A 19,120-nucleotide genomic window follows, 5' to 3' on the forward strand; every position below is an offset into this window, starting at 1 on the left:
CGCCGCCGGGCGGCGGATTCAACTGCGCAGCCGCGCGAAAATGCTCAGCAAGTCTTCGAGAACCACCGGTTTTTTCAGGTGCGCGTCGAAGCCCGCATCTTCGGCTGCGCTGACGTCCGCCTGCTGCCCGAAGCCGCTGACCGCGATACAGATCACGGACTTCATCGCCGGCATGCCGCGCAGCTTGCCGATGAACTCCATACCGTCCATGCCCGGCATGCCGATGTCGGACAGGATGATATCGGGCGCGTTGCCGTTGATGATCGTCAGCGCTTCCTCACCGCTCGTCGCGGTCCGCACTTCGGCGCCCTCGCTTTCCAGCAGCAGCTTGAAGGTTTCGACGGTCGCGGCGTCGTCGTCGACCATCAGGATGCGCGTGCCTTTCAGCGGCTCGCCGGTGACTTCGATCCCCGCGCTCGTGCGGGTGGCGAGCCGGTGGGTAGGCAGCGTCACCGTGAACGTTGCACCGCGGCCGACGCCGTCCGACTCCGCACGCACTGCGCCGCCGTGCAGGTTGACCAGATCGCGCACCAGCGCGAGGCCGATGCCGAGGCCTCCGCGGCGCGAGCCCGGATCGCGGCTCTGCTGGAACATCTCGAAGATATGCGGCAGCAGCGAGGCCTCGATGCCGATGCCGGTATCGCTGACGCGCAGCACGGCTTCGGCGTGGTCGTTGACCTGCAACGACACCTGGATCGACCCGCGTTGTGTGAACTTCAGCGCATTACTGATCAGATTCCACACGATCTGCTCGATACGCGTCAGATCCGCATGAATGATCACGGGCGCATCGGTCACTTCGACGCTCAACGCGATGCCGCGCTGCGCGGCATCGTCCTGCACCGCGCTGCACACGCGCTGCACGATCTCGCGCATGTCGACCACGGTGCGCACGACCGACAGCTTGCCGGTGCGCACGCGCGAAATGTCGAGCAGGTCGTCGATGATTTGCGCCTGGCCGATCACGGTGCGCCGGATCGTATCGGTCGCGCGCGACACGTTCAGGTTCTGGCGCGTTTCCGGCGCGCGCGCGATCAGTTCGGCGCTCGCTGAAATCAGGTTGAGCGGATGCTTGAGTTCGTGCGACACGACTGCGAGAAATTCATCGCGGCGCCGCTGCGCTTCGCGCTCGCTCGCGGCGCGCAGCGTTTCGACGTGGGTGCCGCGTCCCGAGGTCGGGTCGCTGGCGAACTCGCCGAGATCGCGCGTGATCTTTGCAAAACCGCTGATGCCCGGCTCGTCGAGACGGGACAGCACACCGCTCGCGAAAAAGCGCGTGCCGTCCTTGCGCAGATGCCAGCGCTCCTCTTCGGCGCGGCCGTTCAGACGCGCTTCGGCGAACTCGCGTTGCGCGACGTTCGCGGCGCGGTCTTCGTCGGTGTACAGGATGTCGGCGGACTGGCCGATCATTTCAGCTTCCGAATAGCCGAAAATCCGTTCCGCGCCCGCGTTCCAGCTATTGATCACGCCGTTTTCGTCGAACGTGATGATCGCGTAGTCCTTGGTGCCCTCGGCGACGATGCGCATGCGCCGCTCGCCTTCGCGCAGCCGGTCTTCCGCCTGACGCCGGCCGGTGATGTCGATGAACGACAGCACCGCGCCGTCGATGCGGTCTTCGGTGGTGCGGTAGGGCACGAAGCGCGCGAGATACCAGCGCCCGTCGTTGCTCTTCAGCTCGCGTTCGATCAGGCGCAGCGAGTCGAATGCTTCGGCCGCGTCGTCGGCGAGCTTGTCGTATTCGAGGCGGTGGGTGATGTCGAGCAGCGAGCGCCCGATATCCGACGGAATGATGCTGAAGACGTCGGTGGCGCGCGGCGTATAGCGCTTGATGCAAATGTTGCGGTCGACGAAGATCGTGCCGATGTCATTCGCGGCGATCAGGTTGTGCAGGTCGTCGTTGATCTTGCCGGTTTCCTCGACCTTCGACTTCAGCTCCGCGTTGACCGTGGTCAGCTCTTCGTTGATCGATTGCAGCTCTTCCTTGCTGGTTTCGAGCTCCTCGGTCGCCGAGCGCAGTTCCTCGTTGATCGCCTGCAATTCCTCGTTCGACGCCTTCAACTCCTCGGTCGAGGTCTCCGACTGCTCGATGGTGGACTGCAATTGCTCCTTCGTGCGTTGCAGCTCACGTTCGAGCTGGCTGATGATCGGGTCTTTCTGCACGTCGACCGACGCCGTTTCGGCGTTGGCCATGCTGTCTTCGACCTCGTCGAACAGCACCAGCACGAAGTCCGCGTTCGCTTCCGGGTCGTGCACCGGCCGCGCGGTCATGTTGACGAAGTACGAACGGCCGTCGCGTTCGATGCGCACGCGGCGCGCTTCGACGCTGCGGTTCGTGTGCAAGGCCTGATAGATCGCGGTGCGCAGTTCGAGCCGCAGTTCGGGACGCACGACGGCCACGATGTTATGCGACGGCTCGCCGCCCGAATATTGCAGAAAGCGCCCGGCGCGGTCGGACAGATGCACGATTTCGGATTCGCGGCTCACCAGCACGCTGGGCGGCGCATATTGCTCGACGAGCCGTTGATGCAAATCGCCGAACGAAAAGCGCCGGCGCCCCGGCGGCTGCACCGTGGTGACGAGGGGGCGCGAACTCATCGTGCCCGAAATCGCGATCGGCACCGGCGTGTCGCCGCGCACGGCCATGTTCGCGCGATAGATGCGGTTGCGCTTGTCGACCACGGTGAACATCGAGCTCACGCTGTCGGCCGACTCCGAGCTGCCGAGGAACAGCACGCCGCCGGGCCGCAGCGCGAAGTGGAACATCTTCAGAATTTCGATCTGCGCTTCGCGGTCCAGATAGATCAGCAGATTGCGGCAGCAGATCATGTCGAGCCGCGAGAACGGCGGGTCGCTGAGCACGTTGTGGTGCGCGAACAGCATGTGTTCGCGCAATTCCTTCTTGATCCGGTAGTGGGCGGCGTCTTTCGTGAAGAACTGGCGGATGCGCGCCGGCGTCAGGTCGGCCGAGATCGAGTCCGGGTACAGGCCCACGCGCGCGAACGCAATGGCGCGCTCGTCGATGTCGGTCGCGAATACCTGGAACGACACGCCCTCGGGCGACTTCAGCGAGCGCTCCTGCAGCAGCATTGCCAGCGAATACGCCTCCTCGCCGGTCGCGCAGCCCACCGACCAGACGCGGATGCGGTCCTGTTCGCCGCGGTTTTCGAAGAGGGGGGGCAATACCTCGCGCTCGAGCACGTCGAACGCTTCCTTGTCGCGGAAGAAGTTGGTGACGCTGATCAGCATGTCCTGCAGCAGCGCCTGAGTTTCTTCAGGGTGCAGATGCAGATAATCGCGATACGCCTGCAGATCCGTAATGCCGTTGACCTGCAGCCGGCGTTCGATGCGGCGCAGAACCGTAGCCCGTTTGTAATGCCGGAAGTCGTGCGCGGTGCGGGTGCGCAGGATCACCATGATCTCGCGCAGCGCGCGCTCGGCCGACTCGTTGACCGTGTCTTCCTCGGGCTCGTCCGGCTGCACGGCCGGCAGATGGATTTCCCGCGCGGTGGACCACAGATCGAGCAGCCGCTGCGGCATCTCGGCCGCGGTCATCACGAAGTCGGCCATGCCGGTCGCGATCGCGCTGCGCGGCATGCTGTCGTATTCCGCTTCGGAAGGGTCCTGCACGAGCGTGATGCCGCCCATTTCCTTGATGCGCGACAGGCCGACCGAGCCGTCCGAGCCCGCACCCGACATCACGATGCCGATCGCGCGTTCGCGATGCGCCTCGGCGAGCGTGCGGAAGAACAGATCGATGCTCGCGCGGCGTCCCTCTTCGGACTGCTTCTGTGTGACGCGCAGGTAGCCGTCGACCATGATCATCTCGAACGAGGGCGCGACCAGATAAACGTGGTCCGATTCGATTTGCGTGGGGCCCGTGACCTGCTGCACCGGCATGCTGGTGACCTTTTGCAGCAGCGAGGCCAGATTGCTTTCGTGGTCCGGCGACAGGTGAACGACCACGACGAAGGCCATCGACGTGCGCGCGGGCAGCGCCTCGAAGAATTCCGTCAGCGCGTTAAGCCCTCCTGCCGATGCGCCGATACCGACGATCGGATAGAGTGCCTGGCTAGGCAGAGTTTGCCCTCGCTTCTTTGACATGGCTGCGTGTCCCTTCTTGGAAAAGGATAGTGTCCAGCGGTGGATTTTTATAGGGCAACGAGCCCATTTCTTGCTCGGCCCGGATCGTTATTATCCCGCATTGCACTCATTTTTCCAGCAGCATCGACTGCAACAGTTCGGCCGCGTGGCCCGCGCGCCGGGCGTTGTCCTCCTCGCGTTGTTGTGCGGCGGTGTCTCCTATCGCCGCGAAGTGTTCGCAGAGCTCGCGGCTGAACATTTCGCGCTCGCGCAGCGCCCGCAGCGCATTGCGCAGCGACATCTCCGCATCGATCATGCGGCCGTCGTCGAGCGACGCGGCCGAATACGCATGGCCGGTATGGCAGCGGTAACGCATCACGCGCGAACCGGTGATGCGCCACAGCGTGCCGTTGCATTCGGGGCATGTGAAAGTCGATGGCGTGGCCAGTCCCTCGATCGCGTCGAACGGCGCGGTGCCGGACAGCCACGCGCGCTGTTCGAGGACGACGCGGTCGGAGGCCTCGCGCTGCGCCGGGCCGAGATTTACGGGCGGATTGGCAATGCCGCCGGTCAGTTTTACCAAACATGGGCCCAGTTGCTGGAGCGGCAGCACGTGGTCGGCGAAGGGCGTTGCGTGCCGTGGCATCTCGCTCGCGAACGCGTCGTCGGGGTCCTGCACGAGCGTCGTGCCGCCGCACGCCTGGATCGCTTCGAGGCCCGCGGCGCCATCGTCGAGCAGGCCGGTCAGGATCACGCCGATCGCGCGCGGTCCCATCTGCGCGGCCGCGCTGCGAAACAGCGGGTCGATCGCGGGGCGCGCGAAATTTTCTTTCGCGCCATGCAGCAACCGCAGCTGGCCATCGTCTACCACGAGGTGCCGATCGGGCGGCGCCACGTAAATTCTGCCGGGCGCGTAATGTTCGCCATCCTGCGCGTGCTTGGCCGGCAGCGGGCCGGCCTGGTTCAGAAGCGTGGGCAGCATGCTGCCATGCGCGCCGATGTGCAGCACGACGGCGATGCTGGCGGGCATATCGACGGGAAGCTGCGACGCAAGCGCACGCAGCGCGTCGACCCCTCCCGAGGACGTGCCGATTACGATGAAATCACGGTGGCTCAAGTGGACTCCGGGACGTGGAAGCGGGACGGAAAAACGGGCCTTTCCTGTCAGTCAACGTAATGAGCAAGCGATATGCCGTCCGGGCATTTTTATTGCGCTGCTGCCGATGAAAACGTCCCTTGCGCCGACACCGGTCTTCAGCCCCGGCCACAAATCAGCCGCGCGGGACGAAAGCGCCGCGAACCACGCACAGGCATATGATGAACATGTAAGGACACGCGTGCCGGACATGGCCGGCACGATACGACGTTCCTGCGCAAGCTCACACTCATGGCGACTCCGATTCAAGCTTCCGCGCCAGCGGAAAGCTGCCACGTCGTCGGCATTGGCGCATCCGCCGGCGGCATCGAAGCGATGCATTGCCTGCTTCAGGCTTTGCCCGCCGAACCTGCGCTTGCGCTCGTCGTCGTGCAACACCAGCTGCCGGGTGGATCGGACGAGCTCGTGAATCTGGTCAGCAAGTGGACGTTGCTGCCGGTCCGTGCCGCGAACAACGGCGAGCGTCCCGAGCCGAATCACGTCTACGTCGCGGGTTCCGACGACGTGCTGACTCTCGAAGGCGGCCTCTTTCGCACGCGGCCGGTCGACGGCGGCAGCCGCCGTCCCGGCATCGACACCATCGACGCATTCCTCGAAAGCCTCGCGCAAGATCGCGGCTCGCACGCGCTCGCAGCGATCCTGTGCGGCACCGGCACCGATGGCGCGGCCGGCGCGATCTGCGTGAAGCGGGCCGGCGGCGTGGTGCTCGTACAGGACCCGGTCACCACGATGAACGACAGCATGCCGAGAGCGGTGATTTCGCGCGGCGCCGCCGACTACATCCTGCCGGTCGGCGAGATCGCGAAACAGCTGCTGCGCTGTGCGTCACCCGCCTATGTGCGGCCGGCCAACGAAGTCGCGTGGACCGGCGAGATTACGCGAACGCTCGACGAGATCGTCGGGCTGATCCGCAAGCAGGCGGGCTTCGATCTGGGTGGTTACAAAGCGACCCCGCTGCTGTGGCGCATCCAGCAGCGCATGGATTTGCGGCGTACCGAATCGTTCGGCGACTACGAGTCGCTGTTGCGCGACGACCCGGCTGAGCTCGAAGCGCTGATTCGCGGCATTCCGATTCACGTGACCGAGTTCTTCCGCGACGCGCCCGCCTGGGACGTGCTGCGGCACGAGGTCATAGAGCCGATGCTGAGCGAGCGCCGCGCGAGCGATGTCATACGGGCCTGGACACCGGCGTGCGCGACCGGCGAAGAAGCGTATTCAGTCGCGATGCTTCTGCACGAGCATGCGGAAAAGACTGGCCGTCCCATCGATTTCCAGGTGTTCGCGACCGATGCGTCGCCGGAAATCGTCGCGCGCGCGAGCCGCGGCGCGTTTTCGAGCGACGCGCTGAAGAACGTCTCTTCGGCACGCCAGCAGAAGTTCTTCTATTCCACCGACGGCAACTGGCGCGTCAAACGCCACCTGCGCGAAAAGATGGTATTCGCGCCGCAGGACCTGCTGCTCGATCCGCCGTTCAGGAACCTGGATCTGGTCACTTGTCGCAACCTGCTGATTTATCTCGACCCCGAAGCGGTCAAGCGCGTCGTATTCCTGCTGCACAACTCGCTGAAGGTGGGCGGCTATCTGTTCCTCGGCAAGGGCGAACCGCTGTTGTCGCGGCAAGGCGGTTTCAACGTCGTGTCGAGCCGTTGGCATATTTACCGCAAGACCGGCGCCGCGAGCGACGTCGAGGTCCGCTTCCCGTTGCGTGTCGCGACAAGCTTGCGCGCGAGCGCCGTGCCTTTCATCGGTCATTCGAGCGTGCATGCGCAGCGGGATTTCCCGTCGGTGCTGATCGACGACGAATTTCGCGTGCTGCGGGTGTATGGCGACACGGAAAAATACCTGCGCGTCCCGGCCGGCCAACCCACCGACAACCTGCTCGAACTGACGCAGCGCGAACTGGCGTCGAGCCTGAAGGCGGCCGCGAAGATAGCGCTCGAAGACGGTCAGCCGACGATCGTCAACGGCCTGCGTGAAGAAGGGAACGTCACGCACGCGTTCCAGATCCGGCTCACACCGATTCGAAGCGCGCAAAACGGCGCCGCGCCGCGGCTGCTCGCATCGTTCATTTCTCGCGCGCGCGAAATTCGGCCCGGCGCCACCGAACCCGTTGCGCTGCCGAGCCACGCTGCGGACGTCGCAGCTTCGAGCGAGTGGAGCGAAGCGATCCGCATCTCGCGCGAGGAACTGGAGGCGTCGCGCGAAGAGTTGCAGGTGCTAAACGAGGAACTGAAAGCCGCGAACGAGCAACTCAATCTCGTCAACGACGACCTGAACCAGGCCAATGCGCGGCTCACTTGCAAGATTGCGGAGCTGGAGATGCAGAGCGGCGTACTGAGCGCCGGTGCGGTGATGGCGATGTTTCTCGATCAGGCGCTGCGCGTGCGCTGGTTCACGCCTTCGATCTGCGAGATATTTCCGCTGAAAACGGGCGACGTCGGACGCGGCATCGCCGATATTTCGCCGAAAGTCGACGACGTGAATTTCCTGCGCGACGTGCTCGCGGTGATGCAGAGCGGGACACCGCGCGAAGCCGAGGTGCGCAATGCCAGCGGGGGATGGTTCCTGCGGCGCATTCGCCCGTTTCTGTCGCAGACCGGCACGAGCGGCGTGGCCGTCACGGTCACCGACATCTCGGACCTGAAGCACGCGGAAAGAGTGCTGCGCGAAAGCGCGATGCACGATTTCATGATGCGCTTCGCCAACGCGCTGCGCGGGCTGTCCGGATACCGTAATACCCGATCGACGGCGATCCGGATGCTGCGTCAGCAGTTCGGCGCCGCGCGCGTCAACTACTCGGAAGCGCGTGGCCCCGACGAACTGGAAATCGTCGCGACCGACGCGCTCGCGGGCACGGCCGATATGCTGGGCCGCCGCTGCGCGATCAACGACGCCGGGCCTGTGCTCACCGCCGCGCTGTTCACCGGCCGCAGCGGCTGGAGCAACGACGTGATGGCCGATCCCGCCGCTAGCGCGGCCGAGCGGCGCGCGTGCCACGCACTCGGCATCGGCGCGTGGGCCAACATGCCGTTCGTGCAGTCGGGTCGCGTGCTCGGCGCGCTGACGGTGCACTTCGACACCGCGCACACGTGGGCGCCCGACGAACTGATGTTTCTCGAACTGATGGCCGAGCGCACGTGGGCCGCGGTCGGACGCGCGCGCGCCGAGGAAGACCTGCGCGCGCGCAACGAGGAACTCGAGCGGTTCAACAAGGCGGCGATCGGCCGCGAACTGCGCGTGATCGATCTGAAGAACGAGGTGAACGAGTTGCGCCGGCAACTCGGTCAATCGCGTCGCTATGCGACGGAGTCCGACGATCATGACGATCGTACCAAGGCGCCCGATCGCAACTGAACGGCGATTACACCGGCGCGGGCTGACTGCCGGTCGCGCGCGGATGGTCTCGTGTGTCGCGTGCGAGCAGTGCGTCGTAGATCGTCAGGTAGTCGTCGGTCATGCGCGAGGCCGTGAAGCGGCGCTCGAACGCGTGGCGGCACGCGTCGCGCCCGATGCCGTCGATGCGCGCAACGGCTTGCACGGCCGCGTCCACGTTGTCGACGATCAGGCCGCTCACGCCGTCTTCGATCAACTCCGGCACCGCGCCGCGGCGAAACGCGATCACCGGCGTACCGCACGCCATCGCCTCGATCATCACCATGCCGAACGGCTCGTCCCATTCGATCGGCAGCAGCAACGCGCATGCGTTCTCGATCAACCGCCGGCGCGCGAGGCCGCCGACTTCGCCGAGGTATTCGGTGAACGTGGTCGAGCGCCGCAACAGCGGATCGATGCGCTCGCGGAAATAGTCGCGCTCGCCGGGATGAATCTTCGCGGCGATCTTCAACGGCAAGCCGCTGCGCCGGGCGATTTCGATCGCGAGATCGGGACGTTTCTCCGGCATCATGCGGCCGAGGAAAAGCAGGTAGGAACCGGATATCGGCTGAAACGAGAACTCGTCGAGCGGCAGGCCGTGATGGACCGTGCCCTGCCAGTTCGCCCACGGCACCGGCCGGCGCTGACTCGCGGAGATCGACACCACCGGCACCCGGGCGAATTCGCGAAACAGCGGGCCATGATCGTGCAGCAGCAGACGGCCGTGCAGCGTCGTCAGCGTACGGCACGGCAAGCGCTCGGCCCACGCGAAATGCAATGGCTCGCCGTGAAAATGAACGACGTCGAATTGATCCGCGTCGCGAATCACGCGCGCGAATTGCCGGACGTGATGCGTTTGCGTGTCCCACACGTTCGTGTCGCGCCAAAGACCGCGCGGGCAAATTGGCACGAGCCGCGCGGCGGTCGTCGAATCGGCGCTCGCATAGAGCGTCACGTCGTGGCCGCGGGCGACCAGTTCTTCAGTCAGATACGACACGACGCGTTCGGTCGCGCCGTACGCGAACGGCGGCACGCTTTCGTAAAGCGGAGCGATCTGGGCGATTCTCATCGGGCGTTGAAAAGAGGGGAGGGAGGGTGGCGCGCAACACGCCGCGCCGGACCAGCAGCAGCAATCGACGTACCGCCACCGACCGGTGAAGCGGTACGGCGTTTGCTCGATGCGGGCACTTGACCGATCAAAGGAGCCGCCATGAACGACCGCGCAACGCAATCCGCTTCTAACGACAAGAAGCCCACCGCTGCACGCGAAACCGCCAGCGCACCCGACGCGCTCGCGCTGCTCGAAGCTGATCACCGTGCCGTCGAAAAGCTGTTCGATGCGTTCGGCAAGTCGCGCGGTGACGAGCGCGACACGCTCGAAGCCAAAGCCGCGCTGGCGCAGCGCGCGTGCGAAGAGCTGACGATGCATACGATCATCGAGGAAGAGCTGTTGTATCCGGCCGCGCAGCAAGCACTACCGGACGACGGCAAGCTCGATGTCGATGAAGCCTACGTCGAGCATTTTCTGGTGAAGACGCTAATCGCGAAGTTCACGACGCTGAAGCCGGGCGACAAAGGCTTCGACGCGACGTTCAAGGTCATGGCCGAACTGGTGCGGCATCACGTCGAGGAAGAGGAAGGCGAGCTCTTTCCGGCCTTGCGGCGCACCGGCTGCGATCTCGCGGGGCTCGGTAACAAGATCGCGGCGCGCAAGGAAACGCTGCAAGCGCGGCTGGATCAGGCGGGCAGCGGTGCGGTTGGCGACAAGACCTGATTGGAACCTTAAAGCGTCGGTGCGACAGTCCCGTTCATAAGTCGACGCTTACGGACGAACGCACCCGTTTGCATGTCCATTAACATCGTTTTCAGGAGGGCAAAACGGATCGCCTGATGCAGGCAGGGGGAGCCATGTCAAGGAGAAAGCTGAAACTCACGCAGTATCCGGCGGCAGCGATCGCCTCGCGCGACGACTTTTCGATCTACGTCACTGCACGACGCAGCGCCGATGGACGTTTCTATGCCGATCTGCTGGTGAGCCGTAAAGTGGATGGCCGCCGTCTGTTCCCGTTCGATGGCGCGCCCGAAGTCGGTCCGTTCAACAGCATCGAGGAAGCGCGGCTCGCCGCCGAGGAGTACGGCGCGCGGATCGTCGCGGCCGACCTTGCCTGCCCCGAGGCGTAAGCGCGCGGCCTGGGTAGCGCGCGGCGACCCGCCGTGGTGACGACGGCATCCCCATCAAACGCTTGTCCCGGTTCACGACCGGCACACGGTGGAGTTGTGTGGCAGCCGCTCTGTTGCTGAAGTGGTGCCATCGACCCAACGCGCGCCGCGCGGAACAACCCTTGCTCGTCTTTCGCTCGCCGTCATCTGGATCCGGCGCGCGCGGCGCCGTGCCGCGGCATCGCTCACGTTCACGGAGAATCACATATGGACAAGGAACTCGAAGCCCGCATCCGCACGCGGGCGTATCAGATTTGGGAAAACGATCCGTCGCCGGAAGGGAGAGCCGACGACCATTGGGAGGAAGCGCGCCGGCAGATCGAGGCGGAAGGCGCTGCCGCGCCGCAGGAGCCGACCGATCAGTCCGCCGATCGCGACCGCGGCTCGCGCATCGCGCCCGAACAGCAACTGCAGGAAACGCCGGGCGAGGACATCGAAGCGCCGAAGCGCGCCAAACGCCCGCGCGCCGGATAAGCGGGCGCCGCGCTCTACACCGACGCCGACGATCGCGTCGGCGCCACCGGCAGCGCGCGTTTGTGGCGCGTCGCCATGTAAAAGCGGCGGATCGTCGTCAATACTTCACCGCTGACCGGCTTGCCTTCGAGAAAGTCGTCGATGTCCTGGTAGCCGATGCCGTAGCTGTCTTCGTCCGGTTTCTGCGGCGTCAGCGATTCGAGGTCCGCCGTCGGCACCTTCTCGACGAGCCGCTCCGATGCGCCGAGCGCATGCGCGAGTGCGCGCACGCGGCGCTTCGTCAGACCCGCCAGCGGCAGGATATCGGCGCCGCCGTCGCCGAACTTCGTGAAGAAGCCCATCAGCGATTCAGCCGCATGGTCGGTGCCGATCACCACGCCGACCCGGGCGCCCGCAATCGCGTATTGCGCGATCATACGTTGCCGCGCCTTGATGTTGCCGAGCACGAAGTCTTCATGAAAGTCGTCGACGTACTGCACGTTGCCTCGCTTGAGCGAAGACAGCATCGCGTCGGCGGGCTCCTTGATGTTGACCGTCAGCGTTTCGTCGGGGCAGATGAACGCGAGGGCGGCCGCGGCGTCTTCTTCGTCGCGTTGGCTGCCGTACGGTAGACGCACCGCGACGAAGTGCGCTTCATAGCCGGTGGCACGCAGACGTTCGACGGCAAGCTGCGCGAGGCGTCCGGCAGTCGACGAATCGACGCCGCCGCTGATGCCAAGCACATAGGTGTGCAAGCCTTGCGACGCCAGGTAGTCGCTGAGGAACGCGACACGCCGCTCGCGCTCGCGGGCCACGTCGAAATCGCGCTCGACGCCGAGTTCGTCAATCACTGCCTGCTGCCACGCGTCGGTGTCGAAGGAAGGGTGCAGATTCATCGTTTGGCCTCTCTTCAGTGGTCCCGCTCGATGCGCGGAAGTTGATCGAAGTAATGCTCGACGCGCGACAATGCATACAGCGCGGCGGCCGAACGCACGTCGTTGCGGTCGCCCGAAAAGCGCCGCGTCTCGGCGAACGTGACGAACTGATTGCCGGGCCGTCGGAACGACCATGCGAAGCATTGCGTGCCCGGTGGCGGGCCGTCAGCGGAGCCGCCATCGGCAAGCCCCGTGTTCGATACCGCGATGTCAGCGCAGCATCCTTCCTGACGCAGCGCACCCTCGGCCATTTCGCGCGCGACCGCTTCGCTGGTGAGCCCGTATTGCTTCATCGTGCTTTCCCGCACACCGAGAAAGCCTGCTTTGCCTGATGGCGAGTAGCTGACGAAGCCGACATCGAGACACGCGCCGCTACCCGGCACGCTAGCCAGATACGACGCGATCTGGCCGCCGGTGCAGGATTCGGCGGTCGCGAGCTTCAGACCTCGCGAGCTGAGGAAGGACACGACCTGCATGGGAACGTTCATGATTTTCGCCCTTGTTGTGCGACGGATTCGGACCGGCGTTTTGTTCGTGGAAAAGCTCAGCAAGGATCGGTCCGCGCGCGCTTCACGTTTCGCGCATCGCCATCGGTTCAAGCCGGCGGTATGCTCATTGCTGAAGCGTAGAAGAGCAGCGAACTCGCGCGCGGCCCCGTCGCGATGCGTGGCGCGCGCAGCGCTGCGCATTCGCGAGGAGGCGGCGATGGGCGATTTCGACGAAGCGCGCGCATGGATGGTCGAGCGGCAAATCGTGCAACGCGGCGTGCGCGACGACTTCGTGATCGAGGCGATGCGGCGCGTGCCACGCGAAGCGTTCGTGCCGTTCGATCTGCGCGACTTCGCGTATGACGATACGCCGCTGCCGATCGGCGGCGAACAGTCGATCTCGCAGCCGTACATCGTCGCGAAGATGCTTGCGGCCGCCGAATTGCAGCCCGGCGACCGTGTACTCGACATCGGTACGGGCTCGGGGTATGCGGCCGCGATTGCCGCGGAGATCGCGGGCCGGGTGGATTCGATCGAACGCGACGCGAGCCTCGCCGAGGGCGCGCGCGAGCGCTTGCAGCGGCTCGGCTACGAGAATGTCGAAGTGCATGTCGGCGACGGCACCGCGGGTCTTGCCGCGCATGCGCCGTATAACGCGATCATCGCGGCGGCGGGCGGGCCGCGTGTGCCGCAGGCGCTGCGCGTGCAGCTTGCGGTCGGCGGACGGCTCGTGATGCCGGTCGGCAGCAGTCCGAGCCGTCAGCGGCTCGTGAAGATCGTGCGGCGCGACGAGCACGATTACGACGAACATGCATTCGCCGACGTGCGCTTCGTGCCGCTCGTCGGTGACGACGGCTGGCCGGCGCCGGGCGGCGTGCCGCATGCGGATTCGCGGGCCACGCGTGAGCCGGCCACGCCTGAGCCGGCCGCGCCTAAGCCGGCCGCACTCGAACTCGCGCTTCGCGACGCGGCCGAACCGTTACCCGATATCGATTCCGCGGAATTCGCGGCGTTTTTCGACCGCTTCGCCGGGCGGCGCGTCGTGCTGCTCGGCGAGGCCAGTCACGGCACGTCGGAGTTCTATCGCGCGCGGGCGGCGATCACGCGACGCCTCGTCGAGCGGCACGGCTTTTCGATGATCGCGGTCGAGGCCGACTGGCCCGATGCCGCGATCATCGACCGGCATGTGCGCGACCGGCCGATGCCCGGCGAACGGTCTCGACCGTTTCGCCGCTTTCCGACCTGGATGTGGCGCAACACCGATTTCATGAGCTTCGTCGCATGGCTGCGCTCGCACAATGCGCTGCACCGCGACAGCGAGACGCGCTTTTACGGGCTCGACATCTACAGCCTGTCCGAATCGATCGACGCGGTGCTGCGCTATCTGGACAGCGTCGACCCGGCCGCGGCGCGCATCGCGCGCGGGCGTTATGGGTGCCTCAGTCCGTGGCAGAAAGATCCCGCCGTGTACGGGCGCGCCGCGTTGAGCGGCGGTTACGCGCAGTGCGAAGAGCACGTGGTCGCCCAGCTCGGCGATCTGCTGAAAAGCCGGCTCGACTATGCACGGGAAGACGGCGAACGCTTCCTCGACGCGGCGCAGAATGCGCGGCTCGTGGCTGTCGCCGAGCACTACTATCGCGCGATGTATTACGGCGGACCGCAAAGCTGGAATCTCCGCGACACGCATATGTTCGACACGCTGCGACATGCGCTCGACAGTCACGGGCCGCAGGCGCGTGTGGTCGTGTGGGCGCATAACTCGCATATCGGCGACGCGAGCGCCACGCAGATGGGCCGCGTGCAGGACGAGATCAATTTAGGCCAGCTGTGCCGCGCGCAGTTCGGCGACGCGGCGGCGCTGATCGGATTCGGCACGCACAGCGGCACGGTCGCCGCGGCCAGCGACTGGGACGGACCGATGGAAGTGAAGACCGTGCGGCCATCGCTCGATGGCAGTATCGAATTCAGCATGCACGCCACTGGCCTCGCACGCTTTCTGCTCGACCTGCGGCCCGGCGTGCACGACGCGCTGCGCGAACGGCTGCGCGCATCGCTGCTTGAGCGCTTCATCGGCGTGATTTATCGTCCGGAGACCGAGCGGTATAGCCACTACGCGGAAGCGTCGCTGGCCGATCAGTTCGATGCGTTCGTGTGGTTCGATCGCACCAGCGCGGTGACCACGCTGCCCGTTTCCGCCGACGAGAAGTACCACGCGGCGGAGACTTTTCCATTCGGTGTATGAGCGAGGAACACGGCTTGCAGCGGAGCGGACAGTGCATATCCAGCTTATCCAAACCGGGGAGCCGCTCATGAACAAGGTTGTACAGCGCTTGACCATTGCCGCGATGTTCAGTGTTGCGAGTGACTTCATCTGCGCGCAAGCCGTCGAGTGGGCCGGGACTCAGCCGGCTGTCGCCGCGCCGCCGTTGCTATTCGTGCAGGCCGGCAAAGACGCGGGCACCGAAGGCGGCGCGGGCACGGCAGGCCAGTCGGGCACGCCACCCGGCGAATTGAGCCGCGACCAGACGAAACGCGAACAGGCGGGGCGCGCGAACCAGGCCGCGGCTCAGCACGGACAGCGCAGTCAGCAGGGCGCGAGCGCGCCCCACGGTGCCAGCCGCGCGCGCTAGCGGCGACGCGGCCCGGTTGCCGCCGTCGCCGCTAGCGCGCGCGATTCCACTATGAGAGACGAACCGGTCTGGTTCCTGCTGATCGGCGCACTGCTCACGTTCATGGCGGTCGCGCGCGGTCCGATCCGCCGCTTGCCGCTGACCGGCGCGATGATCTATCTGCTGGTCGGCGTGGCGGTCGGTCCGGCCGTGTCCGGGCTCGTCGGTGTCGATCTGCTCGCCAATACCGTGCTGCTCGCGACGCTCGCCGAAGTCGGGCTCGTCGTGTCGCTGTTTTCGATCGGCATGCATCTGCGCGTGCGGCTGCGCAATCCATTGTGGTGGTTGCCTCTGCGGCTTGGCGGGCCCGCGATGATCGTCACCGTTGCCTTGATGTTCGGCTTCACCGCCTGGCTGACCGGACGCGCGGACGGCGCGGCGTTGTTCCTCGCGGCAGCGCTCGCGCCGACCGACCCGGTGCTCGCCAATGAACTGCGCGTGACCCAGGCCGGCGACGACGAACCCGTGCGCTTCGCTTTGTCGGGTGAAGGCGGGCTCAACGACGGCGCCGCCTATCCGTTTGCGGTGCTGGGTCTGACGCTTGCCGGCGCGAGGCTGTTCGGCTCCGGCAGCGGCGTGCATTTCGCCGGCTCGGTGCTGTGGGGGATCGTCAGCGCGCTCGCGGTCGGCTGCGTATCCGCAATCGTGTTCGCGCGCGCGATCTTCTTGCTGCGCACCCGCTACGGCGAAGCGATCGGTCTCGACGGCTTTCTCGCGCTAGGGCTGATGGCGACGTCATACGGCGCGGCGCTGCTGGTGCACGCGTATGCGTTCGTGGCGGTATTCGTGGCGGGCGTCGCCGTGCGCCACGAGGAATTGCGCTCGACCGGCGACAAGAACCCGTCCGAAGTGCTCGACGAGGTGCAGCACGGCGAAAGGGCCGATGTCGCGAAAGACCCGGAAAAGGCGCATGCGATCCTCGCCGAATCGATGATGGGCTTCACGCGCGAAATGGAGCGGCTCGCGGAGTTGTCGCTGATGTTGATCATCGGCTGCGTCGTGTCTGCGCATTGGAGCGAGATGCTCGACGTGCGCGCCGTGTTGCCCGCGGTGTTTCTGTTTTTCGTCGCACGGCCGCTGTCCGTCGTCGTCGCGATGATGGGTGCGCGCATCGACAGCAGCCAGCGGTATCTGATGGCATGGATGGGGATTCGCGGTGTCGGCGCGTTTTACTACCTGATGTTCGGCCTCGAATACGCGCGCGGCGCGATGACGCCGCTGCTGCCCGCGGTGCTCGATGCAATCGTGTTGTCGGTGCTGCTGCATGGCTCGACCGCGAACTATCTGCTGCGGCGGTATTTCGACCGGCGTCGCTGAATGAAGCGACGGGCGCGATGGCGTGCGCTAGTTGCCGCGCGCCGCTCCTTGTATCGCAATGTATCTGCGCGGTCCACGGATACGTGCGCATACCAAACCCGCTGATCCAGACACATGCGAGATACGTCGGCGCGTTCAAATACGTCCAACGCAAGTTCGAGCCCGGATTTGCAGATATCACATCACTGGATCAACAGGAGTAAGCCACCATGACCCGCATCGAAAACGTGCTGTACACCGGCAAGACCCATACGACCGGCGGCCGCGAAGGCGCCGCGCGCAGCTCGGACGGCCGTCTCGACATCAAGCTGTCGTCGCCCGGCACCTCGGGAGTTGGAACGAACCCCGAGCAGTTGCTGGCTGCCGGCTGGTCGGCGTGTTACATCGGTGCGCTCGGTTTGGCGGCGCGCGCGCTGCACGTGTCTTTGCCCCCCGATACGAGCGTCGATGCCGAAATCGATCTCGGCACCACCGATGGCGCCTATTTCCTTCAGGCGCGTCTGTTCGTCAGTCTTCCCGGTGTCGAGCGGGACGTGGCGCACGCGTTGATCGAGCGCGCGCATTTGACCTGCCCGTATTCAAAGGCGTTGCGCGGCAACGTGGATGTGCAGACTACGCTCGTTTGAGGGTTGGTCAGGGTAGTTTGTGGCGGGGCGGCGCCGAAGTATCGGGCGCCGCCCCGCCTTTCTGTTACGCCCCGCTTGCTACGCGGTGTCGGCTGGGAGCCGACGGCTACTCCGCAGGCGCAACGGACGCCCCGGCGATCCCATGTCGCGCGAGCGATTCCGCCACGAAGCCCGACGCTTTCACCTCTTCGACAAACGAACGCAGCGCCCGAGCCGCCGCTTCGCCGCGGCTCTTCGGTAGACCCATCGCCTGCCGGATCACCATGAAGCGCTCGTCGAGCAGGCGCAGGCCGGCCGTTTGCTTCGCATCGGCTTCGAGTTGCTGCTTCACGCCTGCCGCCACTTCCAGCTGCTGCTCGATGAACGTCGGCACGACACTCGGTGAACTCGGCGCGCGGACGATCTGCGCGGCTTTCAGCTCGCGGGTGAGGAACAGATCGTACGCGCTGCCTTTGCCGACGACGACCCGGTTGTGCGCCTGATCCACATCCTGATTCGACCGCACCGGCGAGTCGTCGCGCACCAGATAGAAGCCTTCGATCAGTACATACGGCGCGGTGAATTCAATCGTTTCGCCGCGCAATGGATCGATCGCGAAGAAGCCGAAATCCGCGCGTTCCTCGCTGACGGCCTGCACCGATTTGGCGGCCGTATCGAATACCACCAGTTCCAGTTCGACGCCTAGTTTCGCGGCGAACGCGCGCGCGAGATCGATCGATACGCCGAACGGCTCGCCGGACCCCGCATGGCGATTGGCGAGGATCGGATTGCCGAGATTGATCGATGCGCGCAGCTTGCCCGTGGGCGTGAAGGCGGTGACGACGGAGGGATCGATAGTCATGGAGGTTCTCATGGCGACCGCGTTCAGGGCGAAGGGCGGTCTCAGGGTTCAAGGAGTTCGCTGATGCGGGACAGCGCGTCTAGCGTATGCAGCAGGTGCTGACGCATCGCTTCCGATGCTTCTTCGTTGCGCTCTTGCTCCAGCAGTTCGAGCAGATGCAAATGCTGCTTCGCGTGTTCGACATAGCGCTCGCGATGCTGCATCGAGCGATACGACAGCAGACGGCGCACGCGGTTCACGCGCCGGATCGTGTCGATGAAAAAGCTGTTGCCCGAAGCCTCGACGAGCGACTCGTGAAAGCGCACGCCGCGATCGTGCAACTGGTCGGCGGTATCCGTTTCGATGCCGCCCGCGAGCAGATGCTTCTCCACCTCGCGACACCGCTCCAGCACCTTGCGCTCGAGCCGGTAGCCGGGCTCGAGCAGTGCCGCCGGTTCAAGGGCGAGGCGCAGCCGGTACGACTTTAGCAGGCTGTCGGGCGTGGTCAGCATTGGCGAGAACTGCCAGCCATAGCCCGGTTTGCGTTCGGCCCATCCTTCCCGCGCGATGCGGCCGAGCACCGCGGTCAGTTGCGCGCTGGTGAGTCCGTAGCGGGTGCGGATCAGCTGCTCGGAGAATTCATCGGGCAATTCGTTTTTCAGGCGGTCGTCGGCGATCTGGAAATAGGCGCGCGTCACGACGTCGGTCTCGGCGAGGCGCAGTTCGTCGTCCACGTCCGCAAAAGATTCGGAGAGCGGCTTCGCGAGGAAGAAGCCGCGATTCTTTTCCCGCGTCAAGATGCCTTTCTCGTGCAGCAACGCGAGCGCTTCGTTCACGGGGGAACGTGAGACGCGCAGACGGTCGGCGAGCATCTGTGCGGGCAGGTGCGCGCCGGCGTCGAGTCCTTCGCTCTTGATGAGCTCGACAATCTGCTTGGCGATGGATCGATCGATCATTTGGTTTGCCTTCGGCCGCAACGTCAGC

15 protein-coding genes are annotated in these 19,120 nt (G+C 65.3%); 8 read left to right on the forward strand and 7 right to left on the reverse strand.

The window, feature by feature from the left end:
• Positions 1 to 18: 18 nt before the first annotated feature.
• The gene (locus QFZ91_RS01625) at positions 19 to 4,101 is read right to left on the reverse strand and encodes a CheR family methyltransferase (RefSeq protein WP_368716975.1); all 4,083 of its coding nucleotides are present in this window, start codon (positions 4,099 to 4,101) and stop codon (positions 19 to 21) included.
• 106 nt (positions 4,102 to 4,207) lie between these two features.
• Positions 4,208 to 5,197: a chemotaxis protein CheB gene (locus tag QFZ91_RS01630; RefSeq protein WP_429565997.1), complete on the reverse strand. Its 990-nt coding sequence runs from the start codon at positions 5,195 to 5,197 to the stop codon at positions 4,208 to 4,210.
• A 270-nt stretch (positions 5,198 to 5,467) separates the two neighbouring features.
• Here QFZ91_RS01630 and QFZ91_RS01635 point away from each other — a divergent pair, with 270 nt between their 5' ends.
• Positions 5,468 to 8,590: a CheR family methyltransferase gene (locus tag QFZ91_RS01635; RefSeq protein WP_429565998.1), complete on the forward strand. Its 3,123-nt coding sequence runs from the start codon at positions 5,468 to 5,470 to the stop codon at positions 8,588 to 8,590.
• Between the two features lie 7 nt (positions 8,591 to 8,597).
• Here the strand turns inward: QFZ91_RS01635 and QFZ91_RS01640 are convergent, their stop codons facing one another.
• A complete protein-coding gene (locus tag QFZ91_RS01640; protein WP_429565999.1) occupies positions 8,598 to 9,677 on the reverse strand; it encodes a glycosyltransferase family 4 protein in 1,080 nt (359 codons plus the stop codon).
• A gap of 141 nt (positions 9,678 to 9,818) precedes the next feature.
• Between QFZ91_RS01640 and QFZ91_RS01645 the strand changes: the two genes are divergently transcribed.
• From QFZ91_RS01645 to QFZ91_RS01655, 3 genes are all read left to right on the forward strand, one after another.
• Complete coding sequence (locus QFZ91_RS01645) at positions 9,819 to 10,382, forward strand: hemerythrin domain-containing protein (protein ID WP_429566000.1); 564 nt, start codon at positions 9,819 to 9,821, stop codon at positions 10,380 to 10,382.
• A gap of 134 nt (positions 10,383 to 10,516) precedes the next feature.
• Complete coding sequence (locus QFZ91_RS01650) at positions 10,517 to 10,789, forward strand: DUF6723 family protein (RefSeq protein ID WP_176111751.1); 273 nt, start codon at positions 10,517 to 10,519, stop codon at positions 10,787 to 10,789.
• A 246-nt stretch (positions 10,790 to 11,035) separates the two neighbouring features.
• Positions 11,036 to 11,302 carry a DUF2934 domain-containing protein gene (locus tag QFZ91_RS01655; RefSeq protein ID WP_176123634.1) on the forward strand — a complete coding sequence of 89 codons (267 nt, stop codon included), beginning with the start codon at positions 11,036 to 11,038 and terminating at the stop codon, positions 11,300 to 11,302.
• 14 nt (positions 11,303 to 11,316) lie between these two features.
• Here the strand turns inward: QFZ91_RS01655 and nadE are convergent, their stop codons facing one another.
• Together nadE and QFZ91_RS01665 are read right to left on the reverse strand one after the other, a co-directional pair.
• Positions 11,317 to 12,177: an ammonia-dependent NAD(+) synthetase gene (gene nadE / locus QFZ91_RS01660; RefSeq protein WP_429566001.1), complete on the reverse strand. Its 861-nt coding sequence runs from the start codon at positions 12,175 to 12,177 to the stop codon at positions 11,317 to 11,319.
• Positions 12,178 to 12,191: 14 nt separating this feature from the next.
• Positions 12,192 to 12,704, reverse strand: coding sequence for a CinA family protein (locus QFZ91_RS01665; RefSeq protein WP_429566002.1), 513 nt, complete (start codon positions 12,702 to 12,704; stop codon positions 12,192 to 12,194).
• Between the two features lie 217 nt (positions 12,705 to 12,921).
• Between QFZ91_RS01665 and QFZ91_RS01670 the strand changes: the two genes are divergently transcribed.
• The 4 genes from QFZ91_RS01670 (at position 12,922) to QFZ91_RS01685 (ending at position 17,316) form a co-directional block, all read left to right on the forward strand.
• Positions 12,922 to 14,946 (forward strand): protein-L-isoaspartate(D-aspartate) O-methyltransferase, encoded by a 2,025-nt coding sequence (locus tag QFZ91_RS01670; protein ID WP_429566003.1) that lies wholly within the window; start codon positions 12,922 to 12,924, stop codon positions 14,944 to 14,946.
• A 67-nt stretch (positions 14,947 to 15,013) separates the two neighbouring features.
• Positions 15,014 to 15,334, forward strand: coding sequence for a hypothetical protein (locus QFZ91_RS01675; protein ID WP_429566004.1), 321 nt, complete (start codon positions 15,014 to 15,016; stop codon positions 15,332 to 15,334).
• Between the two features lie 51 nt (positions 15,335 to 15,385).
• The gene (locus tag QFZ91_RS01680) at positions 15,386 to 16,690 is read left to right on the forward strand and encodes a cation:proton antiporter (protein WP_429566005.1); all 1,305 of its coding nucleotides are present in this window, start codon (positions 15,386 to 15,388) and stop codon (positions 16,688 to 16,690) included.
• A gap of 209 nt (positions 16,691 to 16,899) precedes the next feature.
• On the forward strand, positions 16,900 to 17,316 hold the full coding sequence (locus QFZ91_RS01685) for an organic hydroperoxide resistance protein (protein ID WP_176380553.1): 417 nt from the start codon (positions 16,900 to 16,902) through the stop codon (positions 17,314 to 17,316).
• 106 nt (positions 17,317 to 17,422) lie between these two features.
• On the opposite strand, the gene QFZ91_RS01690 is transcribed toward QFZ91_RS01685, so the two are convergent.
• Together QFZ91_RS01690 and QFZ91_RS01695 are read right to left on the reverse strand one after the other, a co-directional pair.
• A complete protein-coding gene (locus QFZ91_RS01690; RefSeq protein ID WP_429566006.1) occupies positions 17,423 to 18,157 on the reverse strand; it encodes an ABC transporter substrate-binding protein in 735 nt (244 codons plus the stop codon).
• Between the two features lie 41 nt (positions 18,158 to 18,198).
• Positions 18,199 to 19,092, reverse strand: coding sequence for a GntR family transcriptional regulator (locus tag QFZ91_RS01695; RefSeq protein ID WP_176111760.1), 894 nt, complete (start codon positions 19,090 to 19,092; stop codon positions 18,199 to 18,201).
• Positions 19,093 to 19,120 lie beyond the last annotated feature (28 nt).

The organism is Paraburkholderia sp. JPY419, from assembly GCF_050435705.1.
Lineage (GTDB): Bacteria > Pseudomonadota > Gammaproteobacteria > Burkholderiales > Burkholderiaceae > Paraburkholderia > Paraburkholderia youngii.

What these genes read in the sequence shown, in the direction of transcription:
- QFZ91_RS01670 (WP_429566003.1), top strand. Translation starts at nt 12,922, where the DNA reads ATGGGCGATTTCGACGAAGCGCGCGCATGGATGGTCGAGCGGCAAATC.
- QFZ91_RS01675 (WP_429566004.1), top strand. Translation starts at nt 15,014, where the DNA reads ATGAACAAGGTTGTACAGCGCTTGACCATTGCCGCGATGTTCAGTGTT.
- QFZ91_RS01685 (WP_176380553.1), top strand. Translation starts at nt 16,900, where the DNA reads ATGACCCGCATCGAAAACGTGCTGTACACCGGCAAGACCCATACGACC.
- QFZ91_RS01645 (WP_429566000.1), top strand. Translation starts at nt 9,819, where the DNA reads ATGAACGACCGCGCAACGCAATCCGCTTCTAACGACAAGAAGCCCACC.
- QFZ91_RS01640 (WP_429565999.1), bottom strand. Translation starts at nt 9,677, where the DNA reads ATGAGAATCGCCCAGATCGCTCCGCTTTACGAAAGCGTGCCGCCGTTC.
- QFZ91_RS01665 (WP_429566002.1), bottom strand. Translation starts at nt 12,704, where the DNA reads ATGAACGTTCCCATGCAGGTCGTGTCCTTCCTCAGCTCGCGAGGTCTG.
- QFZ91_RS01635 (WP_429565998.1), top strand. Translation starts at nt 5,468, where the DNA reads ATGGCGACTCCGATTCAAGCTTCCGCGCCAGCGGAAAGCTGCCACGTC.
- nadE (WP_429566001.1), bottom strand. Translation starts at nt 12,177, where the DNA reads ATGAATCTGCACCCTTCCTTCGACACCGACGCGTGGCAGCAGGCAGTG.
- QFZ91_RS01650 (WP_176111751.1), top strand. Translation starts at nt 10,517, where the DNA reads ATGTCAAGGAGAAAGCTGAAACTCACGCAGTATCCGGCGGCAGCGATC.
- QFZ91_RS01690 (WP_429566006.1), bottom strand. Translation starts at nt 18,157, where the DNA reads ATGACTATCGATCCCTCCGTCGTCACCGCCTTCACGCCCACGGGCAAG.
- QFZ91_RS01625 (WP_368716975.1), bottom strand. Translation starts at nt 4,101, where the DNA reads ATGTCAAAGAAGCGAGGGCAAACTCTGCCTAGCCAGGCACTCTATCCG.
- QFZ91_RS01680 (WP_429566005.1), top strand. Translation starts at nt 15,386, where the DNA reads ATGAGAGACGAACCGGTCTGGTTCCTGCTGATCGGCGCACTGCTCACG.
- QFZ91_RS01695 (WP_176111760.1), bottom strand. Translation starts at nt 19,092, where the DNA reads ATGATCGATCGATCCATCGCCAAGCAGATTGTCGAGCTCATCAAGAGC.
- QFZ91_RS01655 (WP_176123634.1), top strand. Translation starts at nt 11,036, where the DNA reads ATGGACAAGGAACTCGAAGCCCGCATCCGCACGCGGGCGTATCAGATT.